General features: G+C 55.1%; 15 protein-coding genes. 3 read left to right on the forward strand and 12 right to left on the reverse strand.

What is annotated here, in order from left to right; translation table 11 throughout:
* Window positions 1–98: 98 nt before the first annotated feature.
* The 3 genes from pspG to QMG90_RS20465 all read right to left on the reverse strand — a co-directional run bounded on the left by pspG (window position 99) and on the right by QMG90_RS20465 (window position 2,813).
* Window positions 99–341, reverse strand: a complete 243-nt coding sequence (gene pspG / locus QMG90_RS20455; RefSeq protein ID WP_283281515.1) for an envelope stress response protein PspG — start codon at window positions 339–341, stop codon at window positions 99–101.
* Between the two features lie 144 nt (window positions 342–485).
* Window positions 486–1,484, reverse strand: coding sequence for a tRNA dihydrouridine(20/20a) synthase DusA (gene dusA, locus QMG90_RS20460; protein ID WP_283281516.1), 999 nt, complete (start codon window positions 1,482–1,484; stop codon window positions 486–488).
* Between the two features lie 81 nt (window positions 1,485–1,565).
* Window positions 1,566–2,813 (reverse strand): conjugal transfer protein TraF, encoded by a 1,248-nt coding sequence (locus tag QMG90_RS20465; RefSeq protein ID WP_283281517.1) that lies wholly within the window; start codon window positions 2,811–2,813, stop codon window positions 1,566–1,568.
* Window positions 2,814–3,128: 315 nt separating this feature from the next.
* Here QMG90_RS20465 and zur point away from each other — a divergent pair, with 315 nt between their 5' ends.
* Entirely contained in the window at window positions 3,129–3,644 is a 516-nt protein-coding gene (gene zur, locus QMG90_RS20470; protein ID WP_283281518.1) for a zinc uptake transcriptional repressor Zur, read from the forward strand.
* 67 nt (window positions 3,645–3,711) lie between these two features.
* On the opposite strand, the gene QMG90_RS20475 is transcribed toward zur, so the two are convergent.
* The 4 genes from QMG90_RS20475 to QMG90_RS20490 all read right to left on the reverse strand — a co-directional run bounded on the left by QMG90_RS20475 (window position 3,712) and on the right by QMG90_RS20490 (window position 6,517).
* Entirely contained in the window at window positions 3,712–3,921 is a 210-nt protein-coding gene (locus QMG90_RS20475; RefSeq protein ID WP_054179771.1) for a CsbD family protein, read from the reverse strand.
* A 121-nt stretch (window positions 3,922–4,042) separates the two neighbouring features.
* On the reverse strand, window positions 4,043–5,362 hold the full coding sequence (gene dinF / locus QMG90_RS20480) for an MATE family efflux transporter DinF (RefSeq protein ID WP_283281519.1): 1,320 nt from the start codon (window positions 5,360–5,362) through the stop codon (window positions 4,043–4,045).
* Between the two features lie 69 nt (window positions 5,363–5,431).
* Window positions 5,432–6,040: a transcriptional repressor LexA gene (gene lexA / locus QMG90_RS20485; protein WP_038158388.1), complete on the reverse strand. Its 609-nt coding sequence runs from the start codon at window positions 6,038–6,040 to the stop codon at window positions 5,432–5,434.
* Window positions 6,041–6,148: 108 nt separating this feature from the next.
* The gene (locus tag QMG90_RS20490; RefSeq protein ID WP_038158390.1) at window positions 6,149–6,517 is read right to left on the reverse strand and encodes a diacylglycerol kinase; all 369 of its coding nucleotides are present in this window, start codon (window positions 6,515–6,517) and stop codon (window positions 6,149–6,151) included.
* Window positions 6,518–6,694: 177 nt separating this feature from the next.
* Here QMG90_RS20490 and plsB point away from each other — a divergent pair, with 177 nt between their 5' ends.
* Entirely contained in the window at window positions 6,695–9,115 is a 2,421-nt protein-coding gene (gene plsB / locus QMG90_RS20495) for a glycerol-3-phosphate 1-O-acyltransferase PlsB (RefSeq protein WP_283281520.1), read from the forward strand.
* Window positions 9,116–9,157: 42 nt separating this feature from the next.
* Here the strand turns inward: plsB and ubiA are convergent, their stop codons facing one another.
* The 5 genes from ubiA to malK all read right to left on the reverse strand — a co-directional run bounded on the left by ubiA (window position 9,158) and on the right by malK (window position 14,264).
* Window positions 9,158–10,027 (reverse strand): 4-hydroxybenzoate octaprenyltransferase, encoded by an 870-nt coding sequence (gene ubiA, locus QMG90_RS20500; RefSeq protein ID WP_283281521.1) that lies wholly within the window; start codon window positions 10,025–10,027, stop codon window positions 9,158–9,160.
* Between the two features lie 13 nt (window positions 10,028–10,040).
* Window positions 10,041–10,538 (reverse strand): chorismate lyase, encoded by a 498-nt coding sequence (gene ubiC / locus QMG90_RS20505; RefSeq protein WP_283281522.1) that lies wholly within the window; start codon window positions 10,536–10,538, stop codon window positions 10,041–10,043.
* A gap of 185 nt (window positions 10,539–10,723) precedes the next feature.
* Window positions 10,724–11,656 (reverse strand): maltose operon protein MalM, encoded by a 933-nt coding sequence (gene malM, locus QMG90_RS20510; RefSeq protein ID WP_283281523.1) that lies wholly within the window; start codon window positions 11,654–11,656, stop codon window positions 10,724–10,726.
* 110 nt (window positions 11,657–11,766) lie between these two features.
* Window positions 11,767–13,110 (reverse strand): maltoporin, encoded by a 1,344-nt coding sequence (locus tag QMG90_RS20515; RefSeq protein ID WP_283281524.1) that lies wholly within the window; start codon window positions 13,108–13,110, stop codon window positions 11,767–11,769.
* 44 nt (window positions 13,111–13,154) lie between these two features.
* Entirely contained in the window at window positions 13,155–14,264 is a 1,110-nt protein-coding gene (gene malK / locus QMG90_RS20520) for a maltose/maltodextrin ABC transporter ATP-binding protein MalK (RefSeq protein WP_283281525.1), read from the reverse strand.
* Between the two features lie 370 nt (window positions 14,265–14,634).
* Between malK and malE the strand changes: the two genes are divergently transcribed.
* Entirely contained in the window at window positions 14,635–15,825 is a 1,191-nt protein-coding gene (gene malE, locus QMG90_RS20525) for a maltose/maltodextrin ABC transporter substrate-binding protein MalE (RefSeq protein WP_283281526.1), read from the forward strand.
* Window positions 15,826–15,860 lie beyond the last annotated feature (35 nt).

Below are 15,860 nucleotides of genomic sequence, written 5' to 3' on the forward strand. Positions count from 1 at the left end.
CGATGAATTCGTTACTGCGGGATAGTGACAGATTTATTTCGCAAAACCTAAGTACTTTTATGCAAAACTTCTCAGGTTGTGATCCCCTGCACAATCAATCAGTAACGCCAGCGGTCACTACGGCGATACTGCGGAATTTTCGGCTCCTTGATAAGCCGGATCACCCACACCACCGCCACCGCCAGCAGCAGCCAGGGCAACAGTTTCAGCATCATCGCGAGCAGACCGCCAACGAACATCAGCGCCGTCGCCACGACGATAGCGGCCAGGATCCCCAATAATGACACGCCCGTCATCAGCAACATGACGAAAAATCCAATCACAAATAACAGTTCCAGCATGATGCTCTTCTCCCCAAAGAATTGTTGTTACTCTGCCGGGAGTATTACAAGAAGCGTGCCAGAAGTTAACTCATTGAACAGAAAGCAAAACGCCCTGAATATCGTTTCATGGCGTGGTGAATTTGACGAAATAATAGTGAAAAATTAACGCTTATTCGCCACTAGCTGTAGCGCCTGCTCAAGGACGTTAATATCGGCCCCGGCTTTGTGGGCGTTTTCGCTGAGGTAACGACGCCACTGGCGCGCACCGGGAATGCCCTGGAACAGGCCGAGCATATGGCGGGTGATGTGTCCCAGATATGTGCCGTTGCTGAGCTCGCGCTCAATGTAAGGATACATCGCCCGCACCACGGCCACCGGGTCGGCATCTGCCACGTCCGCTGCGAAAATCGCACGATCGACCGAGGCGAGAATGCCAGGATTCTGATATGCCTCGCGACCTACCATCACGCCGTCCATGTGTTGCAGGTGCGCTTTCGCCTCTTCCAGCGTCTTAATACCGCCATTGATCGACATCGTCAGTTGCGGGAAATCACACTTGAGCTGCCAGACGCGCGGGTAATCCAGCGGGGGGATTTCACGGTTCTCTTTCGGGCTCAGACCGGAAAGCCAGGCTTTGCGAGCATGGATGATGAATGTATCGCACTCGCCGCGACCGGAAACGGTGCTGATGAAATCACAAAGAAATTCGTAGCTGTCCTGGTCGTCGATCCCGATACGGGTTTTAACGGTGACAGGCACCGACACTACGTCGCGCATCGCCTTCACGCAGTCGGCGACCAGTTGCGCGTTACCCATCAGGCAGGCGCCAAACATGCCGTTCTGTACGCGATCGGACGGGCAGCCAACGTTCAGGTTGATTTCGTCATAACCACGCGCCTCCGCAAGCTTTGCGCAGTGCGCAAGCTGCGCCGGATCGCTGCCGCCGAGCTGTAACGCGACCGGATGCTCTTCATCGCTGTACGCCAGATAGTCGCCTTTACCATGAATAATCGCCCCGGTGGTAACCATCTCCGTGTACAGCAATGTGTGACGTGACAGCAGGCGCAGAAAATAACGGCAGTGCCTGTCTGTCCAGTCGAGCATTGGCGCGATGGAAAAACGGTGAGCAGGGAAAACTGATGACGAGGTCTCTTGCAGCATGGCGAATAATTAAGCATCCGGGTAAAAAGGGGCGCTACTATAGCATAAAGATAAACCGGAGGCGTGAACCTCCGGTCAGCATCAGAAAGTCAGGCTCAATTGCGCCCCTGCCCCCCAGGTTTCGTCTTCGCCGTACAGGCCCATCAGATCGAGGTGAACACGGTTGAACGGCGCAAAACCGACACCGGCGGTGAATACGTTGCTGTCATTACTCTTCACATCCGCACGGTAACCGGCACGTACCGCCAGCCAGTTCAGCGGCTGAATTTCAGCGCCAACGCCGACGTACTGCGAGTTTTCTTCGCTTTTAAAACCTTTCGTTTCGGTCAGATCGCCATCGGCGGTGAGGGTCACCAGATCGTTATGCCAGGCGATACCGGCTGTTACCAGCGGGCTGATCTGATAGGTATCCCGTACGCCGCCCACTTCTTTGGTGTCGATGTCGCGCGACATCAGGTTCTGACCGCTTAAGCCGACAGTCCAGTTTTCACCAAAATCGGCGGCCAGCCCGGCATCGACGTTAAACCCGGTGTCGTCGTTACGGTAGCGGCTGTTTTTGAGATCACCGCTGTTGTAGCTGTAAATCGACACCGTGTAGTTATAGAGCCAGGTTTTTTGCAGCTTCGGGGTAATACCCACGGAAACCGGCACGCCGCCAATATCGAACTGCCGGGCAACGGCCACGCCATAGTCGGAAACGATGGCTGCGCGGCCAAAACCGGTAGATTTCAGGTTATCAGGATCGACGGTTAAGGCAGTCGCAGGTACAGCTTCAATCGCCCGTAGCTGGTCGATATCGCCCTGATCAATATAAGAGCTGACCCGCGCTCGGGCGTTGGCTTTTGCCACAAACGCGACCGACAGCGTGTCGTTCGGAATACTCACCGCGATCCCTCCGGCAGCTTTAGCGCTGGCAGTTTTTCCTTTCAGCGATTCAAGCTGATCGGCAAGCGAACCCGCAGCCGACGAGACCTGACGATATCCCGGCGAGCCCGGGATAAAGAGATCAGCCAGATTCAGATTATCTAACGTGTCGCGGTAGTTATCCACGTCGTCGCTGATATCATCGATTTTGTCGCGCAGGTTGTCTTTATCGCTGATCTGCGCGCCAATCGACGGAAAAACCACCGTGACGTCATCTTCCGGTTTCGCTTTCGCCAGCAGCGCCGGGTTACTGAACACGGCGCTACCATATTGGGACGCAGCGACTCCCGTTCCCCCCATTGCATTGTTTCGCGTTTCCGCACCAAAACCCGTTGCACTTGCCTGATTTGCCATAAGAAAAGAGAGTGCGACTGGCAACACCGAAATTTTTACGTTTTTTTTCACAATACGCTCGTTATAGGCAGATGAATGTTTATCCCTTTCCAGTTATTACCTGAAAAGGGGTGAACTATTGCTGTGAATAACGATGAAAAAAACGGGTTTCACGCGGGATTAACCACAGGGTGAGCTACTGTATTCGTTATAATCTGTGCCACCCCTCACTATTTATAGATGAGAATATTCTTTTCTGGAAAGTTTCGGATTACTGGAAATCTCAAACGCAGAAGGATCTTCGCCGACGTTCCGTGCGGATCTCGGTGTTTCCGGTATTACATGGTAAAGTAAGGGATTAAAATCCACGCAACCAGAGGATGCTCAATGGACAAGACTACTTCGCAAGCGCTGTTAGCTCATGCCGAGAAAGCCTGTGCGCAACGCGGCGTGCGCCTGACTCCGCAGCGCCTTGAGGTGCTACGCCTGATGAGCCTGCAACCCGGCGCCATCAGTGCCTATGATCTTCTGGATCTGTTGCGTGAAGCCGAACCGCAGGCAAAACCGCCAACCGTCTACCGGGCGCTGGAATTTTTACTCGAGCAGGGCTTTGTGCATAAAGTGGAGTCCACCAACAGCTATGTGCTGTGCCACCTGTTCGATCAGCCAACGCACACCTCAGCCATGTTTATCTGCGACAGATGCGGCGTCGTTAAAGAAGAAGGTGCGGAAGGGGTCGAAGATATCCTGCATACGCTGGCGGCCAGGATGGGTTTTGCGCTGCGCCATAACGTCATAGAAGCGCATGGCTTGTGTGTGAACTGCGTGGAAGTTGAAGCCTGTCGCCATCCTGGTGAGTGCGGTCACGATCATTCCATTCAGATGAAGAAAAAAGCGCGCTAAAAACAGACGGGCGGCAAAACGCCGCCCGGAGGGTTGTACGTCCTTGTACGCTCGGGTAAGAGCATTATTACCAGTGGTAGTCGTTACGGGTTTCCCAGTCACGAACCTCTTTCTCAGCCTGGTCTTTCGCGTAGCCATAACGTTCCTGAATACGACCAACCAGTTGATCACGACGACCTTCAATCACCGTGAAGTCATCGTCAGTAAGTTTACCCCACTGCTCTTTCGCTTTACCTTTCAGTTGTTTCCAGTTACCGCCGATTTCGTCTTTATTCATCATCAATTCCTCATCGTTCGGTTGTTAAAAAATCCTCGTCAGCCTTTCGTTTTCTGCTGAACGTAATAATAAGTTTAGACGAGACTGCTGCACCCGATTCGATATTCAGAATTTTTAACCGTCAGGCAAACCATGTGTTGTTCTGCCAGTGGCGTCGCCAGATCCACGCCAGTGACAATCCGCGCAGCGCCAGGAACACGGCCAGCGACAGCCATAAGCCATGATTTCCCAGCACCGGCACCGTCAATAGCGTTAAGGCAAACCCTGCCGCCGCCACAGCCATGCTGTTACGCATTTCAGCGCCGCGAGTGGCGCCAATAAACATGCCGTCCAGCAGATAACACCAGACGCCGATCACCGGCAAAATAACCTGCCAGATGACATAACGATCGGCCAGTTGTTGCAGGGAGGGTAAAGACGTGAGCATGGCAACGATCTGCTCGCCCGCTGCCAGGTAAACCAGCGCAAATGCCAGCGCCACCAGCCCGGACTGACGACACGCCGCGCGCCAGACATGTAGTAACTGGCTGCCATCTTTCGCGCCATACGCCTGCCCGGAATGGGCTTCCACGGCATAGGCGAAGCCATCCAGCGCATAGGCGGTGAAGGTCAGCATGGTCATCAGTACCGCATTGACCGCCACAATATCGCCCCCCAGACGCGCACCGAACACAGTGATGGTACCGAAACACAGTTGCAGCAGCAGGGAGCGCAGCATGATGTCTCGATTGAGCGCCAGCAATCGTCGAAAATTGCCGCGCCATGCCTGTTTCAGTAACGCCAGCGAGACACCACGCAGCGCCAGAACCCGACGCGCCATCAGCAGACCGATAATAAACGTGGCATATTCTGCAATCACCGTTGCCAGCGCTGCGCCCTGCACGTTCATGTGCAGACCCATCACCAGCCAGAGATCAAGGACGATATTCAGGATATTGCCGACCACCAGCAGGATCACCGGGGCGCGGGCATATTGAACACCCAGCAGCCACCCCAGTAACACCAGATTCGCCAGCGACGCGGGCGCACTCAGCCAGCGGATCATCAGGAACCGCCGTGCCTGCGCAAGCACGACATCGCTGCCGCCGACGATATGCAAGGCGAGTTCAATGATCGGCCCGCGCAACAGAACGATTAACGCACCGGCACCCAGCGCCATCAGCAGCGGTTGTACCAGCGATCTCGCCAGCGCCAGCGGATCTTTCGCGCCAAACGCCTGCGCGGTGAGCCCCGTGGTACTCATCCGCAGAAACAGCAGCAGCATGAACAGGAAACTGGTTGCCGTCGCGCCTACCGCCACGCCGCCGAGGTAAACCGGGCTGTCGAGATGCCCCATCACCGCAGTATCCACCAGCCCCAGCAAAGGCACGGTGATGTTGGAGAAAATCATCGGCAACGCCAGACGCCACAGTGCCTTATCGGCTGCGTTGAAAAGTTGCATGGGGAAATGCCTGAGGTAAAACGATACGCACACTGCGGCGCCGGTTGCGCCGCAGTAGGAAAAGGGTGGTTACAGCCAATCGCCGTTGCGAATCACGCCAACGGCCAGCCCTTCAATGGTAAAGCTCTGATTGCGCAGATCCACCACGATAGGGGAAAACTCGGTGTTTTCTGGCAACAGCTCAACCGTGTTGCCCTGTTTTTTCAGGCGCTTAACGGTAACTTCGTCATCGATGCGCGCAACAACCACCTGACCGTTGCGGACATCCTGCGTTTTATGGACGGCCAGCAGGTCGCCATCAATAATACCGATGTCTTTCATGGACATTCCACTGACGCGCAGCAGAAAATCCGCGCTCGGTTTGAACATGGACGGATCAACCTGATAATGGCCTTCGATGTGCTCCTGCGCCAGCAGCGGCTCGCCCGCGGCAACGCGGCCAATCAGCGGCAGCCCTTCTTCCTCTTCAACCAGCAGGCGGATGCCGCGAGAGGCGCCAGAGACAATCTCAATGACGCCTTTACGCGCCAGCGCTTTCAGATGTTCTTCAGCGGCATTCGGGGAACGAAACCCCAAGCGCTGAGCGATTTCCGCACGCGTCGGTGGCATGCCCGTCTGGCCGATGTGATCCCGAATGAGATCAAACACCTCTTGCTGCCTGGTCGTTAACGCTTTCATTCCGCCCCCTGGGTGTATATACAGTTATGCTGTGAGTATATACAGTTAACGCCCATTTTGAAACCACAAAAAGCACAAAAACCAGAGTCTTCTTCAATTCTGGAAGCATTATCGAAAATGTGACCACAACAGCGTGACCCAGGTGATGAGCGCGATAATAATCGCCAGCAGCACCGCCGCCGAGCCCATATCCTTCGCCCGGCCAGAGAGTTCATGGCGTTCCGTCCCGATGCGATCCACCACTGCCTCTATCGCGCTATTGATGATTTCCACTATCATCACCAGAAGAACGGAGCTAATCAGTAACACCCGCGTAATGGCATCGACATCCAGCACGCAGGCAATAATAATCGCAACGATGGCGGCAACGCCCTCCTGACGAAACGCGGCTTCGTTGACCCATGCAGCGCGTATCCCTTTCCAGGAATATCCAGCCGCGTTGATGATTCGGGTTAACCCGGTGGTATTATTAGCCATCAAAAAGAACCTTTTGTTATGTGCGTCAATGACAAGTACAGGTATTAACCGGAATAATTCACGCTTCGGCCTACACCATCGCGGCACGAAGTATGACGGCTTACCACAGATATTCTGTACGCTTTCTGTTATTCTTGCCGCGCATTTGCATTATTAACCAGAGGCTTTACATCGTTTATGTCCGGCTGGCCACGAATTTACTACAAATTACTGAATTTACCATTAAGCGTACTGGTAAAAAGCAAGTCGATTCCGGCAGAACCTGCTCAGGAGTTAGGGCTCGATACATCACGCCCTATTATGTACGTTTTGCCTTATAACTCTAAGGCAGACTTGCTGACCTTGCGCGCTCAATGTCTGGCGCATGATTTACCTGATCCGCTGGAGCCGCTTGAAATCGACGGCACGGTGCTGCCGCGTTACGTGTTTATCCATGGCGGCCCACGCGTTTTCACCTATTACGCGCCGAAAGAAGAGTCCATCAAACTGTTCCATAACTATCTGGATCTGCATCGCAGCAACCCAGATCTCGACGTGCAGATGGTCCCGGTTTCGGTGATGTTTGGTCGTTCTCCGGGGCGTGATAAAGGCGAAGAGAACCCGCCGCTACGCATGCTGAACGGCATTCAGAAATTTTTCGCCGTCACCTGGCTTGGCCGCGACAGCTTCGTGCGCTTCTCCCCTTCCGTCTCCTTACGCCGGATGGCGACGGAGCACGGCACGGATAAAACCATCGCCCAGAAACTGGCGCGTGTGGCGCGCATGCACTTTGCCCGTCAGCGTCTGGCAGCCGTCGGCCCGCGTCTGCCGGCGCGTCAGGATCTGTTCAATAAGCTGCTGTCCTCGAAAGCGATCGCCCGTGCGGTGGAAGACGAAGCGCGCAGCAAAAAAATCTCTCACGAGAAGGCGCAGCAGAACGCCATCGCCCTGATGGAAGAAATTGCCGCCAACTTCTCCTATGAGATGATCCGCCTGACTGACCGCATCCTCGGTTTTACCTGGAACCGGTTATACCAGGGGATTAACGTTCATAACGCGGAGCGCGTACGTCAACTGGCGCACGATGGTCACGAAATCGTCTATGTGCCCTGCCACCGCAGCCACATGGATTACCTGCTGCTGTCTTACGTGCTCTATCACCAGGGGCTGGTACCGCCGCACATTGCTGCGGGGATCAACCTTAACTTCTGGCCTGCCGGGCCGATTTTCCGTCGCCTCGGCGCGTTCTTCATCCGCCGTACCTTCAAGGGCAACAAACTCTATTCCACCGTGTTCCGCGAATATCTGGGCGAGCTGTTCAGCCGTGGCTATTCCGTTGAATACTTTGTGGAAGGCGGGCGTTCGCGCACCGGCCGGTTGTTGGATCCGAAAACCGGTACGCTGTCGATGACCATTCAGGCGATGCTGCGCGGCGGCACCCGTCCGATCACCCTGGTGCCTATCTACATTGGTTACGAGCACGTGATGGAAGTGGGCACCTACGCCAAAGAACTGCGCGGCGCCACCAAAGAGAAAGAGAGCCTGCCGCAGATGATGCGCGGCTTAAGTAAGCTGCGTAATCTCGGCCAGGGCTATGTGAACTTTGGTGAGCCGCTGCCGCTGATGACGTACCTGAATCACCATGTGCCGAACTGGCGCGAGGCTATCGATCCTATCGAAGCGGTGCGTCCGGCCTGGCTGACGCCGACGGTCAACGACATTGCCGCTGATCTGATGGTGCGCATCAACAACGCCGGGGCCGCCAACGCCATGAACCTGTGTTGCACGGCGCTGCTGGCTTCTCGCCAGCGTTCTCTGACCCGCGAGCAGTTAACGCAACAGCTGGATTGCTACCTTGAGCTGATGCGTAACGTGCCCTATTCCCCGGATTCAACCGTGCCGTCCGTATCAGCCAGTGCGCTGATCGATCACGCGTTGCAGATGAACAAGTTCGAAGTCGAGCAAGACACCATCGGCGATATCATCATTCTGCCGCGCGAGCAGGCGGTGCTGATGACGTACTACCGCAATAACATCGCCCACATGCTGATGCTGCCGTCTCTGCTGGCGGCCATCGTGACGCAGCATCGCCACATTTCCCGCGACGATATTCTGCATCACGTCGAAATCCTCTACCCGCTGTTGAAAGCAGAGCTGTTCCTGCGCTGGGAAAACGAGGAGATGGTCGGTGTCATTGATGCGTTGATAGCGGAAATGCAGCGTCAGGCGCTGATTACCCGGCACGACGACGACATTGCTATCAATCCGTCGCATTCCCGGACGCTACAGTTGCTGGCGGCGGGCGCGCGTGAAACGCTGCAACGCTATGCCATCACCTTCTGGCTGCTCAGCACGAACCCGTCAATCAACCGCAGCTCGCTGGAAAAAGAGAGCCGCACCATGGCGCAGCGTCTGTCGGTGCTGCACGGCATTAACGCGCCGGAATTCTTCGACAAGGCAGTGTTCAGTACACTGGTGTTAACACTGCGCGATGAAGGCTATATCAGCGATACGGGTGACGCCGAGCCGGAAGAGACGATGAAGGTGTACCAGCTTCTGGCGGATTTGATTACATCAGATGTTCGCCTGACGATTGAAAGCGTCAGTCAGGACGCATAAAACGCCCTTCACCGAAGAGCCCTCTCCATGGAGAGGGCTTTTTTATGCCATAAAGCTCATCGCCAGTCCGAGAAATAGCACCAGTCCGACGTAATTGTTATTCATAAACGCTTTGAAACAGGCATCGCGCTCGCGATCTTTAATCAGCTTCTGTTGATAGACAAACAGCGCGCCAGCCACCGCGACCGACCAGTAAAACGCCCAGCCCAGGTGGTTCATCATGCCGATGGCGACCATCAGTGCCAGCACGGCGACCTGCAAAATACCGATGATCAGTTTGTCGTATTGCCCGAACAGGATCGCTGTCGATTTAATACCGATTTTCAGATCGTCATCGCGATCGACCATCGCGTACTGCGTATCGTAAGCCACCGCCCACAGAATATTGGCGAGGAACATCAGCCAGCAGCTCAGCGGTAGTGATTCACTGACCGCCGCAAACGCCATCGGAATGGACCAGCCAAACGCGGCGCCCAGCACCACCTGCGGCAGATGGGTGTAACGCTTCATGAAGGGATAAACCCAGGCCAGCGCCAGCGCCGCCACGGAGAGCAGAATGGTCATGGTGTTGAGCGTCAACACCAGTAAAAATGAAAGCATCACCAGCACGACAAACAGCGTACGCGCCTCTTTCTCGGTGACATCACCGCTGGGTAACGGGCGGTGCGCTGTTCGCTTAACATGACCGTCGAATTTACGATCGGCATAATCGTTGACCACACAACCTGCCGCGCGCATCAACCAGACACCCGCGACAAAAACGGCAAGGATCCACAGCGGCGGCAGACCGGGAGCCGCCAGCCACAACGCCCACAGCGTCGGCCACAGCAACAGCAACGCGCCAATCGGTTTGTCGGTACGCATCAGGCGATGAAATGCCAAAAGCTTATCCTGCGTAAGACTCCACTCCATTTTTTTGTACCTCTTAATACAGCGGCGATGCAGGCAAAAACAGCTCTGTCAGTAACAGCGGTTTACCGCTCAGGCGAAGGCGGGAACGACGCCCCCACAGCTCTGCATAGCGACCGATTTCAATAAAATCACGGGTCAGCGAGGATGACGTAAACAGGTAACGACCCAGCGGCACGTTCCCGAGCTGTTGCAACGCTAATTCCGGGCCGGTCAGCGTGGATTCAGGCACCACGGTACGCCCCGCCAGCCACGGTTCGCCATCAGCACACAGCAGAATTTCCCGCAGCCAGTAGCGCGGTTCGTCAGGTAACAGTGCCTGCTCTTCGTCGATGGCGTCGCGCGTTACAAAGCCTTCGCGGATCATCGTCACAGTGATGGTTTTGCCCTGCTGCTCAAAACGTTTGGTCATGGAATCTTCCAGCAGCAGCCAGTCCAGCAGTTGCGGATCCAGAGAGGGAATTGCGTCGTAATAGCGTAGCTCACGCAGTTGCGTGAGTGCCGGATGTGTCATGCCTGACGTCTCCAATACATAACTTTAAGGCATTGTAACGCAGAAAAGCGATTTCGGGGCGGATACACGTCAATATACGATCATTAGCGTAACAGGTACGTAACGAACCTTAATAATAAAAAAGGTGCGCCCGGGGTGGACGCACCGAAAGGCTTCGCCTAAACATCAGCATTGCGGGGAGACGCTTACCCCTTGCCTTTTACACTGCTGATAAAGGTGGAACGAGCAGATGTCGAGCCGAGGCGCTCAGCTTCGTCCAGGAGTTTCAGGGCTTTATCAACGTCGCCTTTCGCGACAGCTTGCTTAATGGCATTGTTGAAATAGGTTTCCGTGTCATCAAGCACTGGCGCGCTCTTTTTCGCAGGCGCGGCAGGTGCTGCGGCAACCGGTGCGGCATATACCGGTGCTGCCGTGTTACCGACGGTGACCGGGCCAGGTTTCGAGGCGCCGAACAGCGGGCCGACCAGCACGCTGGAGCCGGAAGAGGTTTTCACCTTCAGCTTCACTGTACCGTCAGTCACGTGGCGGGCAATCGGATCGGGGATGTCAGGCACTGCGTTGCCGGTACCTTTCGCATAGGCTTTTGCCGGATCAAGCAGTGTGGTGGTTTGCTGGAGATCCTGCGGCGTAGTGAAGACCAGCACGTAAATTTTTTGCTGACCCAGCGCGGGTGTCAGGCGCATTTCGCCTTCCAGGCGATCGGCGCTCATCACGCCCGGTTCCTGATAGGTGAAATAGCTGCTCGGGAAAAAGGCGGAAGGCGTCATGTTCTGATCAAGGATCAGCACATTCGGCGCAAAAACCTGCGTTCTCTTATCCACTTCGCTGCTGAGCGTCAGATACAGCTCGCCGATATTGGCCGGTACGCTGTAGGCGGCGACCGGACCAGTAATGCCCGGAACATTAAGTTGCTGACCGCCCGTAGAGAGCTGGGTCGCCTGGATTTTGGCTTGATCGACCGGGGTCCAGGTCAGTTGCTGAAGCGCGTCGGTCGGAATAGCCGGTGCAGCAGAGGTATTCTGCGGCACAATATTCACATCGGCGAGCGTCATCATCGGAGCGCTTGCCAGTAAACCTGCACAGAGACTCAGTGCGACGAGACTTTTTTTCATTTTCATCGTTATTCCCTCAAACAGGGTCCAGTCGGTAGCCAGGCAATGGCGCGCTGAACCTAAGGAGAGAGGGGCTTGCGCCCCTCTTCAGGTCATTACATCGGGTTAACTTACTATTACCACCAGATTTCCATCTGGGCGCCGAAGGACCACTCGTCGTTGTCGCCGCGGCCAAAGGAACCACCGTTAAAGCCATCTTTAAATGCTTTACCGTAGTTCGCATTGTTAGACGGGTTACCGTTGTAATCGTAGCCCCATTTTTCATCCCACTTGGCGTAGGTAGCAAACAGACGAATAGCCGGACGAGACCAGATGCTGTCGCCCGCCTGCCACTGTTGCGCCAGGGTAATTTTGTACTGGTTGTTCGTTTCGTCAGCGCTCTGCGATTTCACGTTGTCGTAACCAATTTCCAGCAAGGTGCTCATGATTGGCGTCCATTTGAACATCGGACGAATACCAACGGTCCACCATTTAGTACCGTTGTTGTTATCCCAGTCGATGTCCTGATACATACCGACATACATCAGGTCCCAACGGTCGCCCAGTGAGATGGCACCGTGGTCGAGGATACGCAGCAGACTGCCGTTGTTGTTAATGTCGTAGGTGTAGCCTGAGTTACCATCTAAACCTACGCCAGAACCCTGAGACAAGCCTTTACCCTGTGAAGTCATAGAGTCGGTCGCGTACTGAACAACGAACTTGTTATAACCTTTCAGCATGCTCTGAGTGTGCTCAGCGGTGAACATCCAGCCATCTTTGGACGCACCATCAACCAGACGGTATTCATCACGCGGATTCGCACGACCATAGTCCACGCCGAGTTCCAGCGTGCCGCCCGGGTTGATTTCCATCTGCGCTAAACGCACGTCGAAGACGTCGTTCGCGGTACGGGTGGTGTAGTCGTAAATGCTGTTGCTGGCGAAAGAGGAGGAACCGCCCGCTTCAGAAGAACGGGTGGCGGCCAGGGAGAGTTTACCGAAGCCAACGTCAACGTTTTCCAGACCTGCGCCCGGGCCAGAGATATCCCAGTAGTAGAAGTCGATCATGTGAACGTCATGACGCTGGTAGAAGCGCTTACCAGCCCAGATAGTGGAGCCTGGCAGCCAGTCGATCAGGTTTTTACCCTGAACGTTAGCTTCACGGAACGCCGGATCGGTGGCTTCCCAGTCGTTCTGCTGAGCAACGGAGTAGGCTACGTTAGTATCGAAGTAGAAGCTCTTATCGCCTTCTTTCCAGACTTCCTGTCCCAGTTTCAGCTCGGCGTAGGTTTCACATTCGTTACCGAGACGATACTTACTTTGAGCACCGGTGGCCTGGAAACATTGCTGTTCGCCGCCGCTGCCGGTCCAGCCAATGCCAGAACGGGCGTACCCGTGGAAATCGACGGCCATTGCCTGAACAGACATAACGCCTGCTGCGACGGCAACTGCCAGTGGAAGTTTGCGCAGAGTAATCATCATTCTATCTCCTGAGATCATTGCTTTTCTCTTGATTTTTATGGGATTTAAACGCCAGGCTCTTTATGCAGCCGACGACAAGCTGTGCCATCCTCACGGAACAGATGACAACGCTCTGGCGGCAAACCAATGGCGAATGTGGCTCCCTCTTCTACCAACACCACGTCAGACTGGCGGTACACCAGGTTCTGTCGGATGGCGGGGATCTGGATATGAATCTGTGTTTCATGACCAAGTTGTTCGACGACCTGCACGTCGCCTTCTAGCGTGACGTCCGCGATATCGCTGGGTAACAGGTGTTCCGGGCGAATACCCAACGACATGTTGGCGCCTGGCTGTACGTTCGCGCTGTCTACCGGCAGCCAGATTTGCTGACGGTTTGGCAGTTCCACCTGCACCTGCTCAATGGCGGTGGCCGTGACTTTTACCGGCAGGAAGTTCATCTTCGGCGAGCCGATAAAACCCGCGACGAAACGATCTGCCGGGTAGTGATACAACTCCAGCGGCTTGCCCACCTGCGCGACCCGCCCTGCATCCAGCACCACGATGGTGTCGGCCAGCGTCATCGCTTCGACCTGATCGTGGGTGACATAAATCATCGTGCGCCCCAGCCGCTTGTGCAGACGGGAAATCTCGATACGCATCTGAACGCGCAGCGCCGCATCGAGGTTCGACAGCGGTTCATCGAGCAGGAACACGTTCGGCTCCGCCACCAGCGTCCGGCCAATCGCCACACGCTGACGCTGACCGCCAGAAAGCGCTTTCGGCTTACGATCCAGCAGATGCGCCAGTTGCAGCACTTCAGCCACCTGCGTCACCCGCTGTTGAATCAGTTCTCTTTTGGCACCCGCCAGCTTGAGACCAAATGACATGTTTTCCGCGACGGAAAGATGGGGATACAGCGCATAGGACTGGAAAACCATCCCCACACCGCGCTCGGCAGGGGGAACCTCATTCATGCGGGTATCGCCAATAAACAGATCCCCGCTGGTAATCGTTTCGAGTCCCGCGATCATTCTCAGCAGCGTCGATTTACCACAGCCTGATGGGCCTACGAACACCACGAATTCCCCTTCGTGAATGTCGAGATTGATGTTTTTTGACACCACCACATCGCCCCAGGCTTTCGTTACATTTCGCAGCTGTACGCTCGCCATGCCCTTCTCCCTTCGTTACAACCTGTCACCAACAGACACATTCAAGTTGGGCTGACTATGCGCTATTGATTTAGGGCGTGAATCCTCCACCCCCGGAGTTTTTTATGGGGGAGGAGACGGGAGGATGAGAGAGCAGGCTCTGCCACCTGAGACGGCAGGCGCAGAGGATTTTTGTGATGGTCATTACAAAAATGGGGGCATTTTTATGTGCGCTGGCACCCATAACTCACTTTTATGTAACAGAGATCACACAAACCAGGGTTGGGGCGTAGACAAAGGGAGGATGGAAAGGGGTTGCTAAATAAGGAAACTCATCGTCGTTAAGCCACCGAAGTGTATCCACGAGCACACACCAAAAAGGACGGGATATATGAAAATCAAAACTGGCGCTCGCATCCTCGCGCTGTCCGCATTGACCACGATGATGTTCTCCGCCTCTGCCCTCGCCAAAATTGAAGAAGGAAAGCTGGTTATCTGGATTAACGGCGATAAAGGCTACAACGGCCTTGCCGAGGTTGGTCAGAAATTCGAAAAAGATACGGGCATTAAAGTGACCGTTGAGCACCCGGACAAGCTGGAAGAGAAATTCCCGCAGGTTGCGGCCACGGGCGATGGCCCGGACATTATTTTCTGGGCGCACGACCGTTTTGGCGGCTATGCGCAATCGGGTCTGCTGGCGGAAGTCTCGCCGGATAAAGCTTTCCAGGACAAACTTTATCCCTTCACCTGGGATGCCGTTCGCTACAACGGCAAGCTGATCGCCTACCCGATCGCCGTCGAAGCCCTGTCGCTCATTTATAACAAAGACCTCGTGCCGAACCCGCCGAAAAGCTGGGAAGAGATCCCGGCGCTGGATAAAGAACTGAAAGCGAAAGGTAAATCCGCGCTGATGTTCAACCTGCAGGAGCCGTACTTCACCTGGCCGTTAATCGCCGCTGATGGCGGTTACGCCTTTAAATATGCCAACGGCAAATATGACGTGAAAGATGTCGGCGTCGACAGCGCAGGTGCGAAGGCGGGTCTGACGTTCCTGGTTGACCTCATTAAGAACAAACACATGAACGCCGATACCGATTACTCCATCGCAGAAGCGGCGTTCAACAAAGGTGAAACCGCGATGACCATCAACGGTCCGTGGGCCTGGTCAAACATCGATAAGAGTAAGATCAACTATGGTGTCACCCTGCTGCCTTCCTTCAAAGGCAAACCATCCAAACCGTTCGTTGGTGTACTGAGCGCGGGAATTAACGCGGCAAGCCCGAACAAAGAGCTGGCGAAAGAGTTCCTCGAAAACTACCTGCTGACCGATCAGGGTCTGGAAGCGGTGAACAAGGACAAACCGCTGGGCGCCGTGGCGCTGAAATCGTATCAGGATCAGTTAGCGAAAGACCCACGCATTGCGGCAACCATGGATAACGCCCAGAAAGGCGAAATCATGCCGAACATCCCGCAGATGGCTGCCTTCTGGTATGCCACCCGCACGGCGGTGATCAACGCAGCCAGCGGTCGCCAGACCGTAGACGCCGCGCTGAAAGACGCACAGGGACGTATTACGAAGTAAGTCAGAAAACGGCGGGTGGCGCTGCGCTACCCGCC

Origin of the sequence: Trabulsiella odontotermitis, assembly GCF_030053895.1 — a bacterium.
GTDB lineage: Bacteria > Pseudomonadota > Gammaproteobacteria > Enterobacterales > Enterobacteriaceae > Trabulsiella > Trabulsiella odontotermitis_C.